Below are 19,802 nucleotides of genomic sequence, written 5' to 3'. Positions count from 1 at the left end.
CTTACTCCTTGGGCTTCTCAATTTTGACAGGACGCGTGATGACCTCGTCGATGAGACCGTATTCCTTCGCCTCCTCTGCCGTCATGAAATTGTCACGCTCCGTGTCGGCAATGAGCTTTTCACGCGGCTGCCCCGTGTGCTTGGCGAGGATGTCGTTGCCGACTTCCCTGAGGCGCAGAATCTCCTTCGCCTGAATCTGGATATCCGTCGACTGTCCCTGTGCACCGCCCAAAGGCTGATGAATCATGATGCGTGCCAAAGGAAGCGCGTAGCGCTTGCCCTTCGCGCCCGCCGTCAGGAGCAAAGAGCCCATGCTCGCCGCCTGCCCGATGCAGATCGTCGACACGTCGGGGCGGATGTACTGCATCGTGTCGTAGATGGCAAGGCCTGCCGTCACGACGCCGCCCGGGCTGTTGATGTAAAGGTGGATGTCCTTATCGGGATCTTCCGACTCAAGGAAGAGGAGCTGCGCGACGACGACATTCGCGACGTTGTCGTCGATCGGCCCGCCGACGAAGACGATGCGATCCTTCAAGAGACGCGAATAAATATCGTAGGCGCGCTCTCCTCGATTCGACCGCTCGACCACCATGGGAACATAACTGTTCATATAGCTGTTCATGCAATCACTCCATATATGACGACGTCAACGACCGTGAAAGAACGTGACATCACTTCGCGGCGTTGTCCAAGATGAACTGCGACGTCTTCTTTCTGAGAACCGTCGTGATGAGATCGCCGATGCGACCTTGCTCCTTGACGACCTTCCGGACCTGCGCCGGCGTCGCGCCGTAGGTCAGCGCCATCGCCGCAACCTCGTCGTCGAGATCCTTGCCTTCGACCTTGATATCTTCGGCCTTCGCCACAGCTTCCAGCATGAGGTCGGTCTTGACGTTTTCCTCAGCCGTCTTCTTGTACTGCTCGCGAATCTGGTTGAGGTCGGTGCCCGCGTACTGCAGGTACTGCTCAAGCTTCATGCCCTGCTGCTCCAGGCGCATCGCCATCTCCTGAATCATCATCGTCACGCGGTTCTCGATCATGACGGCAGGAATGTCGACCGTGATGTTCTCCGTCGCCTTCTCGATGACGGCGACCTTGTAGTCGTTATCTGCCTTCTGCTGCGCGGCATGCTCAAGGTTCTTGCGGATGTCGGCACGAAGCTCTTCGACCGTCTGGAACTTGCTGACCTTCTTGGCAAACTCATCGTCGAGTTCAGGCAGCTGACGCTCCTTGATGCTGTGAATCGTGCACTCGAACTTTGCGGGCTTTCCTGCGAGATCCTTCGAGTGGTACTCCTCGGGGAACGTCACATTGACGTCGCGCGCCTCGCCGATCTTCGCACCGATGAGCTGATCCTCGAAGCCCGGGATGAAGCGGTTCGAGCCGATTTCGAGCGGATAGTCCTTGCCCTCGCCGCCTTCAAATGCCTCTCCGTCAACGAAGCCCTTGAAATCAAGCGTCACGAGGTCGCCGCTCTTGACCTCAGCGCCCTCGGCGGCATCGACCATCTGGCTGCGGCGACGACGCATGCTCTCAATTTCCTTGTCGATGTCCTCATCCGTGATCTCATCGACCTTCTTTTCAACCTGGATACCCTTGTACTCGCCGAGCGTTACCTCGGGCTTTGCCGTGAAGCGTGCCTTGAAGACGACATCCTTTCCCTCTTCCAGTGTCACGACCTCGATATCGGGGCGCGAAACAGGCGTCACGTCCTGCTCCTTCAGGGCGTCGGCAAACGCCTTGTCCGCCACGGCATCAAATGCCGTATCAAGAATCGCCTGCTTGCCGATGCGCTGCTCGATGATATGGCGCGGCGCCTTGCCCTTGCGGAAGCCTGGGATGCTCACGCGGTTTGCAAGGTCCTTGCAAGCCTTCGCCTCGGCCTTCTTCAAGACCTCCGCTTCTACCTCTATTGTCAGCACGACCTCGTGGTTGTCCATCTTCTCTGCAGTAACCTTCATAGTATGAAATACCCTCCTAAATGTTCCTTCATCGATGGTTTCCAAGGGACAAAAGCAAGGGCATCCCCCTTGCAATCCCATTTTGCCATACTATTCATGATACCATACTCAAATGGGAAATACAAGCATTTCTCCCACGGATTATTCATTCGATGCTCGCGGTTTGCCGCGTGCAAAACCAACGAATCTCTGCTATAATAAAGCCGTCTTTTCTATTGGATCGAAGGAGGCCGTCCATGCTCAAGAATCCCATGAACATCGTCAAGCTCGTCGCCCTCTTTCTCTCGTGCGCTCTCCTCTATGCAATCCACCTTGCCAATCCGACCTTTTTTCCCGAACTCTGGCAGGTCTTAAGGAGCGGCGATCTCCTTGCGACGGCAGAATACATCCGCTCTTTCGGCTCTTGGGCGATGTTCTTCAGCTTCTGGCTCGTGCTCTTCGTCAATGCCATCGGCTTTCCGCCCGCCATCATCTTCTCCACGGCGAACACCCTGATCTTCGGCATTGTGCCGGGCATCGTCCTCTCCGTCATCGCCGAGACCGTCGGCGTCACGATCAGCTTCCTGCTGCTGCGCTTTCTCTTCCGCGCCTCGGCAGAACAGCTGATTGCCAAGCACCCGAGGCTCAAGAAGGTCGACGCCTACAGCGGCAAGAACGGCTTCACCGTCATGCTCATCGCACGCATGGTGCCTTATGTGCCGAGTGCGCTCTTGAACGCACTCGGCGCCCTGAGCGCCATCAGCCTTAGGGACTACGTCATCTCCTCCTTCGTCGGCAAATTTCCCTCGACCGCCATCGAGGCGATCATCGGGCACGACACCGTGCTCAAGAATCCCGACCCAACGCGCCTCGTTCTCGTATGCATCGCAGCCGTCCTCCTCGTCATCGGCGCCTGGTACTACGAGAAGCGCGTCGAGAAAAAGGCGGACGCCATGCAGAAAATCCTCGACGAACACGCAAAAATGCAAAAGAACAAGGGACTGCGACAAAATGCGAAATCCTGATGCATAGAAGTCATTTCTTCGTTGCACGCGAATGATTCTGTTCTTAATTCCGCTTTACTGCGCGGCATAGGAACACCCCATATAATCATTTGTAAATAAATTGACAGCGAAAGTCCAAGAAGCCAAGTCCGAAGGGTGCAGACTAATTGGCAAATTTTTATTAAAGACGGCGACGACTGTCCACAAAGTGGACGTTTGTGCGTATAACTTATCGCAGAAGGGGCTCCGCAGACTCTTTCGAGTCTGTGGAGGAGCCCCTTTGTTATTTAGAACCGTGCCATTTAACCTCTTCTTCACTTCCCCTCTCCTATTTGAAGAAGATCGATTTACCGATGAATTCGCGCAGGAGCGAATTGTTCGGAATGTCGTATTCCTCCGTGATGTCAGAAAAGCAACGGCAGAAATCGAGCAAGCGGTTCGCCTTGGTGTACTCAGGCACATCACGCGGCACCATCTCAAGAAGCGGCACGGCGTAGCGCTTCAATACAGCAAGCTCATAAATCAGAGCCGAATTGAACATCGCATCCGCCTCCTCTTGAAATGGAAAGATGTTCTTCTCCTCCCCCGCACGCACATCAGGCCACTGACGCAAAGTCTTCAAGGCATAGGCGCCACGGAACTGATAGTCGCGCACCATGCGGCGCAGAAGCCGTGCATCTGTCGTCGGTATGCGGTTGTGCGCGTCGATATTGAGCTGCGTCAAAGCGCTGATGTAGATTTTAAACTTCTTGCCTCGCGGCACAGAGGCGGTCAATGCCTCGTTGAGGCCATGGATGCCCTCGACGATCAACGGCGATGTCGGCGCGATGGAAAGATGCTCCGATCCCACCTCGCGTTTCCCCGTGAGGAAGTTGTAATGCGGCAGGATAACTTCCTCGCCATTCAACAAGCGCACAAGATGGTCATTGAACAGCTCGACATCGAGTGCGCCGATATTTTCAAAGTCATACGCCCCGTCCTTCGTGCGCGGCGTATCCTCCCAGTTGCGGAAGTAGTCGTCAAGCGAGATGGAAACCGGCTCGATGCCGTTGACGCGAAGCTGGATGCGCAGGCGCTGAGCGAACGAGGTCTTGCCCGAAGACGACGGCCCCGCAATCAAGATGAGACGCAGTTCCTTGATGTTCGATGCAATATGATCGGCAATCTCGGCAATCTTCTTTTCGTGCAGAGCCTCCGATACATGGATGATGTCAGCCACCTCACCGCGACGGATATAACGGTTGAGATCAGATACATAGTCACAGTGCAGGACACTCGCCCAGCGCTCCGCCTCCATGAGGATGCTGCCGAACTTCGGTTGCTCCTTGAATGCAGGCACGATCTCAGGCGCGCTCGGTTCCGGCGTGCGCAGCAAAACGCCGCCCGGCATGGCATCGAGAGCGAACTTATCCAAAACGCCCGTCGCAGACACCATCGGGCCAAACAGATAGTCATAAAACTCGCCACAGTAGTAAAGGCTTGCCTTCTCTGTCTCAAGAGACATGACGAGATTCGCCTTTTCAATCTGCTCTGATTTCTTGAAGAGCTGCACGACTTCCTCTCTCTGCAGGCGCTTCTTGACGATCGGACGGTTCTCTGCAACAATCTCGCGCATGCGCTGCTCCAACTCAAGCACCACGCTCTCTGTCACATCGAACGGCGACTGTATGGCACAATAAAGCCCCTTGTGCGCTGTGAACTGTACGACGACCTCCGTCTCGGAATAAAGTTCCCGCACCGCCATGATGAGCAAGAATACCACAGATCGGCGATAGATGCGCCGTCCGAACTCGCTCCTCGTATCAACAAGCTCGATCGTATGAAAATCTCCGACAGGCGTCTGCAAATCGCGCAGCACATTATCCACACGCGCTGCCACGATAAGCGGCTCCCCTTTTTTCTGCACCTCCTGCGCAAGCTCCAACAGCGTCATTTCGGCAGGAATCTCCCGCCCCATTCCCTTCTCCCAGCGCATATCTCTTCCTCCTACCATCCTGTACAGTCAAACGACAAACTATAAGGGATTCCTATAAAAAGAAATGGCTGAAAAGCACGCCGAAAGCGTCCATTTCCAGCCATTGATAGCAACATAAGAATCCATGAGCAGTAATTTCCTAAAAAATCCAAAGAACAATCTGATATGCCAATGCCCCCATGACAGCCGTACACGGAATCGTCAGCACCCATGCCACGAGCATCTGCTGCGCAACTCCCCAACGCACGGCACGAATGCGCTTCGCCGTGCCAACGCCCATGATCGATCCGGAAACAACATGTGTCGTACTGACGGGCAGATGCAGAAGCGTCGCCGAAAAAATGACGATGGAAGAATTGAGATCGGCAGCGAAGCCGCTGATCGGCTCAAGCTTGAAGATCTTACCGCCAATCGTGCGGATGATGCGCCAGCCGCCGAGCGCCGTGCCGCACGCCATCGCCGCCGCGCATAGGAACTTCACATAATCGGGAACCTCAAAGCTCGACAGATAGCCGCCAGAAAGCAACGCCAGAGTGATGATACCCATCGACTTCTGCGCATCGTTCGAGCCATGTGAAAAAGCCATGGTCGCAGCCGAGAGAATCTGCATCTTTTTGAAGCGCCCATTGAGCGCCGACGGTGCGAAGCGGCCAAACAACAGAAAGAGCACTGTCATGACAATGAAGCCGGAAAAAATCGCCAAGAGCGGCGACGCGATCAACGACAGGACGATCTTGCCTATACCTATGAAATTCAATCCCGTGCTTCCCGTGGAAACGAGCACCGCACCGATAATACCGCCGACCAGCGCATGTGAAGAGCTGCTTGGCATCGCCACATACCAAGTGAAAAGATTCCAAACGATCGATCCCATGAGAGCTGCTATGATGATATGCTCATCAACCATCTCCGCGCTCGCAACGATGTCACCGCCAATCGTCTTTGCAACGCCCGTGCTGTAAATCGCACCGAGGAAGTTTAAAGCAGCCGCCATGATGATGGCATGTGCGGGCTTGATGGCGCGTGTCGAAACGGACGTGGCGATAGCATTTGCCGTATCATGAAAACCATTGATGAAGTCAAACAGCAAGGCAAGCACGATAACCGTCAGTATAAGAAACTGCAGCTCATGCATACTTCATCACCACGCCGCGCACCATGTCCGCGACCTTCTCGCAATGATCGAGTGTATCCTCCAGATATTCCAGAAGATCCTTCCATTTGATGAGTTCGATGGGATCTTTGAGATTCTCAAAGAGATTGGCGACCTCATTGCGATAGACGCGATCCCCTTCGCTCTCCAAACTGCTGATGCGGTGCGTACACTTTAAGATCTCATTCTGGTTCTTTTTCACATGTTTCAAGAGCTTGAACGCCTTCATCATCTCCTCCGTACATTCGATGAGGAGTTTCGTGAGGGCGATCGCGCTGTCACGAACACCAGCGATATGATACATGACGACGCGCTGCAGCGTGCCCTGCAGGAAATCAACGCCATCGTCCAAGCCGTTGGCGAGCGCATAGATATCCTCACGATCGATCGGCGTGATGAATGTCTGGTTGAGCTTGTCAATAATCCTGTCATTGACGGCATCGGCCTCATGCTCAAGATCGATGATCTCGCGCATCTTCGCTTCCGCCTTGCTGTAGTCCTGCATGACCTCATCCATCATCACAGCGCATTTATGGAAATACTGGGCGCTTTCGAGGAACAAGTCGAAAAACTCCGAGTCCTTGTTCTTGAAATTAAACATCTGTTTCCTCCCAGAATACAGTAATCATCGACTCTTTCGCTATCACTATATCACTATTTTACGGATAGAGCAATATTTCATTTCTTTTTCTCTCTCGGCACAGGCAGTTCCTCATACATCGCACGCACCAACTCGCTCAAAAACGCCTTATCATCCAAACGATCCACCAACAGCATTTCCTTCGCCCCCTCATAAGGCAGTTCATACGCTGCATCCGGCATATGCACAACAGCTGCCTTGACCGGCTTCACAAGGAATTGATCATCGTAAATTCCTCCGAAGATTTTTTTCTTATAATATAGGATGTACTCGCCCATCATAGCACGATAAGAAATATCTTCCAAACCGGATAGCTGTTCCAATACGAACTCCAGATACTCTTTCGTCGATGCCATAAACATTCCTCCATCAACATTACTTCTCAATCATTCCACACTCAGCCCCACATCGTCCCTCAATTGTATGGCTTCTCCCACATGCTTCGCCTCGATCGTCGCCGCTCCGTCGAGATCGGCAATCGTGCGTGCGACCTTGATGATGCGGTCATACGAGCGTGCTGATAAATTCATGACTTGAAATGCCTGCGCCAAGAGATTCTGCGCCTCTGGCTCAAGATGGCACGTCTTTTTCAAAATCGCATGGCTCATCTGCGCGTTGCAAAATATGCCCCATTCACGCAACCGCTCCATCTGAATCTCACGCGCCGCCAGGACACGCTCACGAATCGCAGCCGAAGGTTCCGCCTTCGCCACAGACGTCATATCCTCGTACTTGACGCGCGGCACATGGACGTGAATATCAATGCGGTCGAGCAGCGGCCCCGAAATCTTCCGCGTATAGCGTTTGATCTCATTCGGTGTGCAGTCGCAGCTCTTCTCCTTGTCACCAAAATAGCCGCACGGACAGGGATTCATTGCCACGACCAAAATGATACAAGAAGGAAATGTCAGCGTGGCATTGACCCGTGCCACGGTCACAGCGCCGTCCTCCAACGGCTGGCGCAGAACTTCCAGCGTCGACTTGCCGAACTCAGGCAGCTCGTCGAGAAACAGCACGCCGTGATGCGAAAGCGTCACCTCGCCCGGACGCGGGATGCTGCCGCCGCCGATCATCGCCACCGTCGACGTCGTATGATGCGGACTGCGAAAGGGACGCGTCTCGACGAGGCCGCTGCCGTCCTTCAAAAGCCCCGCGATGCTGTAGATCTTCGTCACTTCAAGCGCTTCCTGACGCGTCATCGGCGGCAGAATCGACGGCAGACGGCGCGCGAGCATCGTCTTGCCCGAGCCTGGAACGCCGACCATCAGAAGATTGTGCCCGCCTGCCGCCGCAATCTCAAGCGCACGCTTGGCGAAGAACTGCCCCTGCACATCGGCAAAGTCATCCGAAGGCACTTCTGTATCACAGGCCGCAGCAGGTGTTGCTTCCAACGGAAGCAATTCCGCCTTGCCCAAGAGAAAATCGTACAGCTCGCGCAAGTTTTTCGGCGCATACACGCGGATGCCATCGACGAGCAATGCCTCACTGCCGTTGCCGGGCGCAACGAAGATTTCACGAAAGCCATGCTCCTTCGCCCCGACCGTCATGGAGAGCACGCCGCGCACACTCCGAAGCTCCCCCTCCAACGAAAGCTCCGCCGCAAACAAGGCACGCTCCATGCGCTCTGCTGGAATCAGCCCATACGCCGCCAAAAGCCCGACGGCGATCGGCAGATCGAGTCCCGAGCTGTCCTTTCGTATATCTGCAGGCGCAAGATTGATCGTCACCCGCGCAGGCTTGAGCTTCACGCCCGTATTCTTGATCGCCGTGCGTACCCGCTCACGCGACTCCTTCACCGCCGTATCAAGAAGCCCGACGATGTCGAAAGCAGGAAATCCATAAGAAACATCGACCTCAACATCGATGATTCTCCCATCGACCCCGAAAGTCACCGCACCATACGATTTAGCAAACACAAAGCTGCACCTCTTTTTGATTGGAATGGTGTTTCTTTTGTTTGTTATTTTTCTCCATTGATGAGATTTAATCCTGCTTTTGATGGAAAATTGCGGCGAATACCAAAATCCCACTTCTGTATTCTGCAAATATGATTAAGCGAGATGGACTGTAACCCGCTCCTTCGACTCCTTCACCGACGTATCGGGAAGCCCCACCAGCTCAAACCCCGGCAGCCCGGGCGACACATCCACCTCAACGTCGATAATCCGTCCGTCTATCCCGAGAGTCACCGCACCATAAGTCTTTGCAAACAACGACCTTCCCTCCCACGTTTCAAATATACGAAAATTATAACACAGGAAAGGGGGCAGATGGCTAACGATTCTTTGCAAAAAAAAAGAGTCCAAACGCTGGGTATGGCTGACCTGACCCCCAAAAGCTAGACTTAGAGAATCTAACTTTTGGGGGTCACTACAGGCGAATGGAATCTCTTTTGTGTGTGGAATTTACCGTATGACAGGAATTAAGCTCCGACTGTTGCGGCTTTATATTCAACCGACGCACCATCGGACGGCATATCATAATTCACCACGCCGCGACGTGCCAAACATCCTCGCAGTGTATGCCTCGTAAGCGCAGCATGTGCGACGTTGTCCAAGTGCGTCAGATAAAGACGGGCGTTAGACGCAGTCATTGCAACGCAGTGAACATCCTCATCGTTCATGATGAGGCGTCCGTTTTCCACGGTCTCTGCGGCACAACAGTTCAGGGCAATCACCTCAGGCTGATAGTTCCGCAGTGTCTCAGCTACGCCGGAATACCAGACCGTATCCCCTGCCAAATAGAAGGTGTTCTCCTCCGGTGCCTCAAACACAATCCCCATCGCGTCACCGCAAGGAACAACGGTGCCGTGCAGGGCAGGGACGCGGGTCAGTCTCGCCGCACCGAACTCCATACCGCTTGTCGGCAGGACGATTACCTCTGAAAACCCGGAACTCCGCAGAACAGAGGCATCCTCCTCCGACTGACAGATGACTGGAACCGCCTTATCAAGCGGTGCACCGACCGTCCCGTCCGGTGCCATATCAATATGATCGGGATGCAGATGCGTAACGATGTAGTAGTCAACACCGCTCAAAATCTGCTCTGTATTCATTGGCAAATCATAGAACGGCATTGGAAGATGCTCCTTCATCTGATCAGGGACATGGAACGGCATGCCTGGAATATCGACGAACGACAGCTGATGTTTCGGTGCAAGCCACGGGTCAATCAGAAAGACTTTCCCTGCATAGTCCAAACGGTTTGTTGCATTGCGAATCTGTGTGAGTTTCATAAGTGTTTCTCCTGTTCATCATTTGGTTGATCTGCTTCACAGTATAGTGTACTTCCCTCATGACGACAAGAAAAACAACGGGGCTTGCCGCAACAATATTGTTGCAGTAGAATAGATACCGATGAAACAGGCGGGAGGTATGAAGATGAATCGAAAGCAGATGGAGTATTTCATTGAAGTCTATCGCTGCGGCAATATCCAGACGGCAGCAGATCATCTTTATGTTGCAAGACAAGGTCTCAGCAGAGCGATGAGATCATTGGAGGAGGAGCTTGGGCAGCCGCTTTTCACCCGTACCCCACGCGGAATCATTCCGACCGATTATGCAGCAGCACTACTGCCCCACGTTCAACGTATGCTGGATGAATATCAATCCATCGAAAGCATGAAATCCCTCGCCACCCATTCAAAAAGTGTCGTTACCATTTTTGCACTGGATCACGTCTTTTCTTATCTGGGGGCACAATTTCTACAGGATTTTCATACTGCTCATCCGAGCATTATTCTGAGCATTGTCGATACAACAGACGACGATGCAATGGAGGGACTTCTAACAAAGCGATCTCATTTTTCCATTGTCACCGCCCCCTTTGATCAGACCCGCTTTCAAGGGGACGTACTCTTTTTCTCCCGCTACTGTGCTCGTCTCTCTGCGCATCATCCCTTGGCAGAAAAGAGCCGTATCACCTACACAGATCTCGACGGGCAAATGATCATCAGTAAAGGACGCGCCTATCACTGTTTCCGTCACAATATCGACAAACACATCCTCCTGCCAGGTCTCAAAATCGAGATTCTAGCCGAAACTGCCGATGAATCCCTCATTGTTGATCTGCTGCGTCATAATCCTGCGATCAATCTCGGCTACGACTACGCAGCCGTCATGAACAGACAGCCAGACATTGTCATGCGAGAACTTGGCGACGGAAAAGATATGGGGCAGGAGGTATGCCTCATACAGGACAAGACCGTCATCCTCACCGAAGCGGCGCGTACATTCCGTCAATTCCTCTTGGATTGGCTGAAAAAAACGAGAAAGGATCATATCATATGGTAACTGATGAACAGAACCATTCTATTGCTATGGGGGTCGCCCTCATGTGCCTTTACAATGGTTTCATAGGGGAGAAGTCGGTCACTCATGGGGCAACACCTCCTTCTGTGTTTTTTCCACAAAATTGAGGCTGCTACACGTTGGTTTCGTGCAACAGCCCCTTTCTCAATGCGTCAGTATTCCGCCTTCCAGACCATTTCCTCGACAGCGGCCTTTACATCCGCGACCGCGCGTCGGTTCAGTCCCTGCTTCACGGCACACTCCGCAACGGCAACAGCGACGGCGGCAGAGAACTCAATGAGGCGCGTAACGGGCGGAATGACGGCAGCGCCCTTTGCCTCGGGCGTAAGGAATGCGCCGAGTGAATGCGCCGCGGCCGAGATCATCTCATCGGTCACGAGCTTCGCATCGACCGCCATGCTGCCGAGGCCGAGTCCCGGATAGATAAGTGCGTTGTTCGCTTGTCCGATCTCGTAGGTCGTTCCTCGGTAGGAGACCGGATCACGCGGAACACCGGTCGCAACCAACGCACGCCCGTCCGACCAGCGAATGAGGTCCTCCGCTGTCGCCTCGGCAAGCTCTGTCGGATTGCTCAGCGGAAAAATGATCGGACGATCACACCACGATGCCATCGCTCGCATGATCGTCTCCGTGAACGCGCCCGGCATTGTCGACGTGCCGACAAGGATGGTCGGCTTTACCGCCATCACGGCGGCCGTAAGCGTCGTGAGCGAATCCGCATGGTCGAACTCGCTGCGTTTTCGCGCGAATGGCTTTTGCTCCGGCGTCAGGTCGCCCATGTCGTCAAAGAGGAGGCCCTGCTTGTCCACGAGGTAGAAATGCCCGCGCGCCTCCTCCTCGCTGAGCCCCTGCTCGACCATCTCGCGGCAAATACGGCTCGTGATGCCCGCGCCCGCCGTCCCCGCGCCGAAGCACATGTATCTCTGCTCCGTGAGCTTCTGCCCCGTGATCTTCATCGCGCCAAGGAGTCCTGCGAGCGTGATGATGCCCGTCCCCTGACAGTCGTCGTTGAAGACGGGATAGGTCTTCTGGTACCGGCGCAGAATCGACGCGGCGTTCGGCCGTCCAAAGTCCTCGAAGTGGAGATAGAGGCGTGGGAAAAGCCGCTCCGCCGTCTGCACAAAGGCATCGATGAAGTCGTCGTATGCCTTGCCCCGCACGCGTTCGTGACGATTGCCGAGGTAGAGCGGATCCTGCAGGAGGCTCTCGCGGTTCGTCCCGCAGTCGAGCATGACCGGCAGCACCGACGTGGGGTCAATTCCCGCTGCTGCGGTATAGACCATCAGCTTCCCGACGGCGATATCGGCACCGTCCGTCCCCCAGTCGCCGATGCCGAGAATGCCCTCTGCGTCCGTTGCAACGATGAGACGGATCTCCCGGTCGCCCGCCGCCTGCCGCAGCGTCGTCTCGACCGCCTCCGGGTGATCGATCGAGAGATATGCCGTCTCCTGCGGGTTGATAAACTGCTCGCTGTACTGTTCAATGCTCTCGGCGATCACGGGATCGTAGACAATCGGCATGAGCTCTGCAATATGCTGACGAAACACATAGTAGAACAGGCGGCGGTTGCGGTTGAACACGTCCATCAGGAAGCGGCGCTTCTCGAGCCCCGAGCTCTTGCGCTCCATCTGCTGATAGATGCGCTGCGCCTGCTCCGCAATCGTGTCAACATGCGGCGGCAGGAGGCCCGTAAGTCCAAACTGTGCGCGCTCGTCAGCACTGAACGCCGTCCCCTTGTTTTGAAACGGATCGCTCAACAGAGCATACCCTTTCTTGTCCATAATTTCCTCCTTTTCGTCAGCGAAACACTCTTGCATTCGGTATTCGAGAAAAGCCCTCCGATTTCCTGCTGTGCACAATTTATAATCTGCTGCCGCATACTGGACAGGCACATTCCTCATGCGTTACAATACGGGCAAAGGAGGAATCACCATGCAGATCGTATTTGAACCCGAACATTTCCGCAGCGCGGCCTATGACGGCGAAACACGCGTCGGCGTCGCAGAGCTTGAGGAGGCGCGCGGATGCTGGGTCATCACACATACCGAGGTTGACCCCGCCTACGGAGGGCAGGGCATCGCCCGCCGCCTCATCGAGGAAATCATCGCCGAGGCGCGCCATACAGGGAAGAAGATCGTCCCCGTCTGCTCCTATGCAGAGAAGATGATGCGCGGCAGGGAGGAATACACCGACGTGCTTGCAGACTGAGTGGAATCCGTTCGACAAAAAGGGACTGTTGCACGAAGTTTTCTAACTTCGTGCAACAGTCCCGCGAACTCACGGAAATTCACATCATTTGTATTGGCTGCTGTGTTTACACATTTAGAGACGAGCGGTAATCGCAGCCGTCAGACCAAAGATGATGCCCGGAGAATTGGCGATTACGAGCGGCCAGTCGCGCTGCTTTTTGAAAAACCCGTATCCAACCCACATCGTGCAGTTGATGAATGCGACGAACGGCTGAATCCAGTCTCCCTGATGACCGGACAGATTTCCAAGGATCTGCGGGATATAGGAAACGTACATACAAATGGACAGACCGGAGGCAATCACGCCGACGATGCTCATCTTTTTTTTGGCAGCCTCTTTGCCAAGCTGTACAGCCTTCTTTTCCAGATGCTCTACCTCAGCTTCTGTTTTTTAATACTTCTTCCATATTGTGTTCCCTCCAAAAAGATCAATGATCTTTCAACACCCGATATTGTAACACAAAATTTCTTGACTGATACCACATTCCCCAGTGTATACCGATATACTCAATGCTCCCTAGAACAATTCCCCCTCGGCGATACGCCCTAAGATTTCCTTCGACGGAATGAAGAAGAGCTGCCCCTTTTCCGCGGTCGAATATTCGAGTAGGCGGTCATCCTGCGTAAACATATTGGTGACCATCTGCCGTGTCACATTCCAATGGCGTGCGTAGCCGATGAAATAGGTGCCGCGCACCCCCTCGCCGGGATTCGCAAAGACGACGTTCATGCGCACGATCTTGTGCTCCTCACCATCGCGGTTGTCCTGCGAGATGATGTTGTGCGCACGCGGATCCTTCTCCCCGTCGGAGAGTTCAAGATCGCTGTATTTCCTCCGGCCGACATACTTCTCCTGCACCTCGGTCGGGAGTGCCCGCCACGCGTCGAGGTCGTGAATGTATTTCTGTGCAAAAGCATAGGAGCCGTTGATGAACTCCGGATCCTCCGCACCGATGATCGCCCACTCCTTTGCCTCCTCACCGACGGGATTCTCCGTTCCGTCAATGAAGTCAATGATTGCACGTCCCTCAAGATAGTGAAAGCCGTGTGTCTCATCTACCACGTCCACGACAGGACGAAGGAAGCTCATGATCTGATCGACGACGAGATAGCTTGTTGCCGCCTGACCCGCACGCACATGGAGAAAGAGATCGGCAGGTGTCGCAGGTGCCGTGTGGTGTTCGCCGTTTACCCCCTGGAAATCCTCGAGTTCCTTCGGCTTCTTTGCCGTTGGAAAGAGATATTCCCACGCACGGTTGCTGAACCCAAACGAAAGCTTCACCGTCTCCGGTGCGACGCGGATGTTCATCGAGCGCTGAATCGCCTCCATCCGATCTGCCATATCGGCGATGATCTCCCGCTCCTTCTCAATATCCTCGCGTTTCAGTGAGAGCATGACGAAAATGACGCTCTCACCTGCATCCTTGAACACATCCTGTGCCAGATTTGCATTGACCTCCATAGATCCCCCTCCTACTTCATAATAACATCTGCCTTGTGTTTGATTGTACGCTTTTTCTCCGTGCAGTACAAGAAAAATATCGACAAAAGAATGTGTTAGGGAAGAATTCTTATTAAAGAGTTCTTTTTTATCTGTCTTTTTCCTGTCCATCTTAATAAATTTTCATCGTTGTTCAGTTTATTCTCTTGATGGAGCAAATACACTGTACCAATCTAATGAGCGTCATCCTCCAACGCCACTCTCAATCCCACCCTTAAAAACAACAACAATCTGCCCGTCCTTCTTGACCACAATGTAATCGAGCAGTCCGCTCCACAAATCCTCGTCAAACTCAGCCTGCTCCTCGTTGATACCACATATCACTTGAATTATGGTCTCCAAGGTGTTTCTCTTACTCTCCCTCTCGGCAATTTGCTCGTCCAACTTCTCCAAATTCCCCTGCTTTTCCACATAGCGTGCACGAATCTCGTTTTCCTGTTTCAGATACGCATTCTGATCCTGTGCCACCCGTGCATTCTCGCGAATCAGCGTTTCAAGGTGTTCTGTCAAACCGCCGAGTTCCTGCTCTACTTTATCCCGTTCCTCCGTCAGCTCCTCCGTTTGGCAAACACTGTCAATCAGCTCCGTGAGTTCCGCAATCACGTTCTCTTTGACCTCTACCAAGGAGTTCAGTGCTTTGACGAAAATCCATTTGATTTCCTCTTCCGTCAGATGCCTCGTGCTGCACGGCTTTCCCTTTTGGGAATATTTCTTGTTGCAGCGGTAGATCACCCTGCGGTATTTGTCGGTCGAGTGCCATACCTTCGCTCCGTACCAACAGCCGCAGCAGCCGCATTTGATTTTGTTTGCGAAGATGCTCACACCGCTGTGCTTGCCGTTCTGCTCTCTGCGTTTTATCTCCGACTGCACAAAGTCGAATAAGTCCGGCGGGATAATCGCCTCGTGATGTTCCTCCACATAATACTGCGGAATCTCACCCGTATTCTTCCGTCTCGTCTTATCGAGGAAATCCACCGTATACTCCTTCTGGATCAGCGCATCGCCACGGTACTTCTCGTTCGTAAGGATTGACCGTACCGTGGAAATATACCACTTGTCCTTTCCCGACGGGGATTTGATACCGCGCTTCTCCAATTCCTTGGTGATGGCATAGAAGGATCGACCTCCAACGAATAGTTTGTAGATGAGCTTCACCACTTTCGCCTGCTCCTCGTTGATTTTGAAGTCCTTGTCATAGCCGAGAAAGGCACTGTAGCCCACACTGGTCTTACCCTCGGCGAACTGCTTGCGTTTGCCCCATGTGGTGTTCTCCGAGATGCTGCGACTTTCCTCCTGGGCCAGGCTGGACATAATCGTTATAAGGAGTTCCGTCTTACCCCTGATTTTGATACAATCTAACGATGCACCCCCTATACCCGATTAACGATGCACCCCCTTGCACCCCCTGCTTATCGTTAAGCGAATATCCGTCGCAAAGCCGCATAAATCAAGGCTTCTCGGCATAGCGAAAGGGGGTGCATTTGCACCCCCTAAGTAGAATTTTTTGCACACCCCTGTGCGAAAAACTGGACACGAGAATCGAAAATTTGGTCATGGGAATCTGGATATCGATCAGACCGTAACGGAGAGTTCAATGCACATAAAAGGTTTTATGTACGCTTCCACAGAGGAATAAATAGGAAAAGATTTTCTTTCCGTGCTTCTGCAAGTTCTTCACGCAAGCGACGATTCTTATGCATGGACTCCAAATCATTCTAGACAGTTGGACTCTTTGAGGCATTTTTCTGCATTCCTCGCTAAATTCTTTGCACCATTGCAGATGCTCCTTTTTAAATTCTATACCCTGCCGTCAGGCTTCGGTATATGCGTCCGTCTTCAATATGAATGCGAACGCTCCGTTGCTTGAACTTCTGTTTCATAAGTGTTGTTGTGACAAGAATCGAATCCCCTTTCACATAATGGCCTTTAGACCTTCCTGTTAAAATTTTAGTATATCACAACAGTAGCCCCACGCCACTCCTTGCCTCATACACATTGTCCGTCATCCCGAAGAGCACAGAGCACACCGTATCCAACATACCAACGAATTCGATCGGGTTGACCGTGCCATCACATTCGCCGCGAATATTGCGACAGCTGGCGGTAGATATCGCGTACAATTGCTACATCGCGAGTTGAAAGACAATACGGTACACCGTATGAAACCGTATGAATCACAGGAGGAATACACACATCGCCATATACATCGCACATCTCCTTCAATACGCCGAGCTATTCGAACGTCCTGCGCCCACCTTCTGCCGATATATCCAGCACATAGCCCATTTTACCTCGCCCCCTGCCCGTTGGAGCAGGAGCGCGAACCACATTCCCTAAAAGCCCGTATACCCCTGAGGAATACGGGTTTCCTCCTATAGTAGATCAGATCACGCATCGCCTTATTCTTTTTCTATCCATGATCCTATAAACGTCTCAACGCCATTAGTCACTCAGAAAAAGTCTTCTTTGGCTTTCGAGCGTCTTTCTTCTTTTTCAATGAAATTTGTTTATTTGCATCATCTATTGACATCTGAGCAGATTTAAGGAAGCTCTCAAGTTCTCGCTCCTCTATCTCCTCCACATCTTTCGACATCCCCCACTTGGCAGAAAACGTCTTCATAATCTCAATATATCGAGAAAAATCTTCAACTGTAAACGTATTCTTTTTCTCCTCAAACAAATCAAAGATTTTTTCTGCTATTGAAATAGAATATCTCTTGTTATTTTCTTCATGGTGATAATGTTTTAACAAGAGCCTCTGCGCCTCAGTGATATAATCAGACAGAATCTCTTTGGGGCTGAATTGATCTATGTTAGCTTTTGCCTGTTCCAGATAACATCTCGCTTCCACAGTTTCTATCTGAAAGGGTACGAAATTTTCTTTTTCCTTTGCACAATCATAGGCATTACCAATGCATTTCTTTGCCGTATTAAAGTCTCCGGCATCAATACATGCCGAACCATATTGCTCCCAATAAAACGGGTTGTCCCGGTAAAATTTAAACTTACGTACAGACTCATATAAATCTTTTATTGCACCAATCTTTTGCTTGTCCTCTTGTGTTTCCGTAAAAGAGCTATAATTTGCATGCGATATAATCGCCTTGAGCGCCTCTACATAACGAGGATTACTACGGCAGGAGCAATCAAGTGCCTCAATCGTCTTTTTCAAGACACAACACAAATCCCACACATCAACTACATGCTTTACCATATATTCGGCGATAATAGACGATTTTACAAAAACTTCTTCTGTTGTGTTATCACCACCAATCAGCTCCTTTAATATAGCTCTCTCTTCAATCTCAGTTTCTGCAGAATTGTCCACCTTGAGTAAGAAGAACAAATCATCTCGCGTTAATGACAATTTCCATGTTGAAATACACATCCCAAGAATAACGACTTCGCGGACGCTCTTCATTTCCGGACGCATAGCGGAAGCCATCAGCTTCTCCAGTCTATCCTTGATCTGTTGTGCTTCCAATAAATCCAATATAATGTCTGCCATGGAGGATTTACACTTTTCGGTAAATCTGTGATAAAGTGCTTCTTCAGAATATCCTTTTCGCAATTGTTCTCTGCAAAAAATTTCTGCCAATCCCCTACACTCCTCATCCTCCAATTTTTGCAGGGGTATCTCCAAAAGTTCCTTTTTCCGAAGATCTAATCTCTCCTTTATCTTCATGCGAACATGACTCGCTAGCGACATTCTCGTCGTCATCAAAAACGTTATATGTTGCATCGGCTGATGAGAAAAATATGATAATATATGCAGGGAGGAATAACAGTCTTCAATAATGACCAAGACATCGTCTTTTATTTGCGAAATGCGTTCGACTTCCCCTGCAATCCCTTCTGTCTCTCGCAAAAAGACAAAAACCTTGCAAAATGTATGCACTTCTCTTTTCAGCATTTCACAAAAGATTGTTTTTCCATTTCCCAAATCCGATGTTATTAAAAACACTTTATGTCTTTGCTCCTGATAACGTTGAACAAAATCCGTCACCTGTTTTCGATAAACAATGGATTCATATGGATTGCTTGAATGTCCATCATTGTGCAAAAAAATATTTTGCTTATATTTCCCGTAAACATAAAACTGATTATACTCTTCAAGTGTAGGTTTTTTTAGCGCCCGATTTGTTGACTTATACTCACAAAAAGAAAGAAACGGCTTCTCTGCCAATGGTGATGGACGGAATTTTTTTCTGCATTTTTCTATACGCTCCGCAAAACCTGGCAATCCTGGAGTATACAATGCGCCATATTTTTTCAATCTACTGACTGTCAGGTTCTTTTTCTCTATCCCATCATAAGAAATAATCGCAATTTTCTGCCTAAGTTTTGGAAGTGCAAAAATCCTATTGATATCTGCATCCCTCGTAGAGAAAGAATAACCTATAACAATAATTCTATCGGCAGCAAAGAAATCCTCCTTCATGTAATCAAACCAAGGGTTTCCTTGAAGTGTGTTTTCTGTATAGCTGCTATCCAAAAGCTTAAACTCATCTTTAATAGTTCGTGTAGAAAGCTTTTTTATATATCCATTTAAGTGCACACAGATATTCTTTTTAATATATTCCTGAATGGACGCAGACAAAACAATCGGCACTCTCTCATTCTCATTCCTTTTAGATGAGACCTCAACGACATCATCATAATTCGTTGTATAGATCCGTTTCCACGGGACGGATAAAATAACATTATGATAGTCCTTAACACAGGAAACGCAAAACAAGTCTTGCAAATCGTGAATCAGATTCTGTTTGCGACTTTCTTTTTCAGAGACGGATAACTCTTGTCGTTCTATATAATATTCGGTAATATCCGCCAGATTAGAACTTGCATACTCTTCATCACTCAGATCTTCACATTTTTTTGCAAAATAACGTTTCAGTTCCTCGCCGGTCAAAAATTTTTCTCCCCGCTTATTAACAGCGCCAACCGAAAAGCCAGATCCCAAAAACAATATACTGTTGCCACCCAGTGCTAAATCAATAACCTCATCCAATGGCATAAATATACCCTCC

The 19,802-nt window shown here is 51.2% G+C and carries 15 protein-coding genes and 2 pseudogenes; 3 read left to right on the top strand and 14 right to left on the bottom strand.

Features of this window, described 5'->3' with window-relative positions; all coding sequences use genetic code 11:
* Position 1: 1 nt before the first annotated feature.
* Positions 2–610: an ATP-dependent Clp endopeptidase proteolytic subunit ClpP gene (clpP, locus tag OL236_RS04130; RefSeq protein ID WP_174261621.1), complete on the bottom strand. Its 609-nt coding sequence runs from the start codon at positions 608–610 to the stop codon at positions 2–4.
* Positions 611–671: 61 nt separating this feature from the next.
* Positions 672–1,961 (bottom strand): trigger factor, encoded by a 1,290-nt coding sequence (tig, locus tag OL236_RS04125; RefSeq protein WP_265071438.1) that lies wholly within the window; start codon positions 1,959–1,961, stop codon positions 672–674.
* Positions 1,962–2,197: 236 nt separating this feature from the next.
* Here tig and OL236_RS04120 point away from each other — a divergent pair, with 236 nt between their 5' ends.
* Complete coding sequence (locus tag OL236_RS04120) at positions 2,198–2,965, top strand: TVP38/TMEM64 family protein (RefSeq protein WP_265071437.1); 768 nt, start codon at positions 2,198–2,200, stop codon at positions 2,963–2,965.
* 307 nt (positions 2,966–3,272) lie between these two features.
* Here the strand turns inward: OL236_RS04120 and OL236_RS04115 are convergent, their stop codons facing one another.
* The 7 genes and pseudogenes from OL236_RS04115 to OL236_RS04085 form a co-directional block, all read right to left on the bottom strand.
* Entirely contained in the window at positions 3,273–4,919 is a 1,647-nt protein-coding gene (locus tag OL236_RS04115) for a nucleoside kinase (RefSeq protein WP_009646054.1), read from the bottom strand.
* A gap of 139 nt (positions 4,920–5,058) precedes the next feature.
* Positions 5,059–6,054, bottom strand: coding sequence for an inorganic phosphate transporter (locus OL236_RS04110; protein WP_009646076.1), 996 nt, complete (start codon positions 6,052–6,054; stop codon positions 5,059–5,061).
* The gene (locus OL236_RS04105) at positions 6,047–6,673 is read right to left on the bottom strand and encodes a DUF47 domain-containing protein (protein WP_009646011.1); all 627 of its coding nucleotides are present in this window, start codon (positions 6,671–6,673) and stop codon (positions 6,047–6,049) included. Before OL236_RS04105 ends, OL236_RS04110 begins: the two co-directional genes overlap by 8 nt.
* Positions 6,674–6,750: 77 nt before the next feature.
* Positions 6,751–7,068, bottom strand: a complete 318-nt coding sequence (locus OL236_RS04100; RefSeq protein WP_265071436.1) for a TfoX/Sxy family protein — start codon at positions 7,066–7,068, stop codon at positions 6,751–6,753.
* A 30-nt stretch (positions 7,069–7,098) separates the two neighbouring features.
* Entirely contained in the window at positions 7,099–8,628 is a 1,530-nt protein-coding gene (locus tag OL236_RS04095; protein ID WP_265071435.1) for a YifB family Mg chelatase-like AAA ATPase, read from the bottom strand.
* Positions 8,629–8,781: 153 nt separating this feature from the next.
* Positions 8,782–8,925 (bottom strand): annotated as a pseudogene (locus tag OL236_RS04090) (magnesium chelatase domain-containing protein); the annotation flags it as partial.
* Positions 8,926–9,134: 209 nt separating this feature from the next.
* Positions 9,135–9,947: an MBL fold metallo-hydrolase gene (locus OL236_RS04085; protein WP_265071434.1), complete on the bottom strand. Its 813-nt coding sequence runs from the start codon at positions 9,945–9,947 to the stop codon at positions 9,135–9,137.
* Between the two features lie 121 nt (positions 9,948–10,068).
* Here OL236_RS04085 and OL236_RS04080 point away from each other — a divergent pair, with 121 nt between their 5' ends.
* Entirely contained in the window at positions 10,069–11,004 is a 936-nt protein-coding gene (locus OL236_RS04080; protein WP_009646077.1) for a LysR family transcriptional regulator, read from the top strand.
* Between the two features lie 170 nt (positions 11,005–11,174).
* Here the strand turns inward: OL236_RS04080 and OL236_RS04075 are convergent, their stop codons facing one another.
* Positions 11,175–12,839, bottom strand: a complete 1,665-nt coding sequence (locus OL236_RS04075) for a malolactic enzyme (RefSeq protein ID WP_265071433.1) — start codon at positions 12,837–12,839, stop codon at positions 11,175–11,177.
* A 115-nt stretch (positions 12,840–12,954) separates the two neighbouring features.
* Here OL236_RS04075 and OL236_RS04070 point away from each other — a divergent pair, with 115 nt between their 5' ends.
* The gene (locus OL236_RS04070; RefSeq protein WP_265071432.1) at positions 12,955–13,230 is read left to right on the top strand and encodes a GNAT family N-acetyltransferase; all 276 of its coding nucleotides are present in this window, start codon (positions 12,955–12,957) and stop codon (positions 13,228–13,230) included.
* 114 nt (positions 13,231–13,344) lie between these two features.
* On the opposite strand, the gene OL236_RS04065 is transcribed toward OL236_RS04070, so the two are convergent.
* From OL236_RS04065 to OL236_RS04050, 4 genes and pseudogenes are all read right to left on the bottom strand, one after another.
* A complete protein-coding gene (locus tag OL236_RS04065; protein WP_009646032.1) occupies positions 13,345–13,590 on the bottom strand; it encodes a SemiSWEET family transporter in 246 nt (81 codons plus the stop codon).
* A 198-nt stretch (positions 13,591–13,788) separates the two neighbouring features.
* Positions 13,789–14,733 (bottom strand): Dyp-type peroxidase, encoded by a 945-nt coding sequence (locus OL236_RS04060; protein ID WP_265071431.1) that lies wholly within the window; start codon positions 14,731–14,733, stop codon positions 13,789–13,791.
* Between the two features lie 222 nt (positions 14,734–14,955).
* A pseudogene (locus tag OL236_RS04055) lies at positions 14,956–16,101 on the bottom strand (recombinase family protein); the annotation flags it as partial.
* Positions 16,102–17,218: 1,117 nt separating this feature from the next.
* Positions 17,219–19,789 carry an SIR2 family protein gene (locus OL236_RS04050; protein WP_265071430.1) on the bottom strand — a complete coding sequence of 857 codons (2,571 nt, stop codon included), beginning with the start codon at positions 19,787–19,789 and terminating at the stop codon, positions 17,219–17,221.
* Positions 19,790–19,802 lie beyond the last annotated feature (13 nt).

Source organism: Selenomonas sputigena (assembly GCF_026015965.1).
GTDB lineage: Bacteria > Bacillota > Negativicutes > Selenomonadales > Selenomonadaceae > Selenomonas.
The sequence above is the reverse complement of the archived record's forward strand: the minus strand, read 5'-3'. Positions and strand labels throughout refer to the sequence as shown.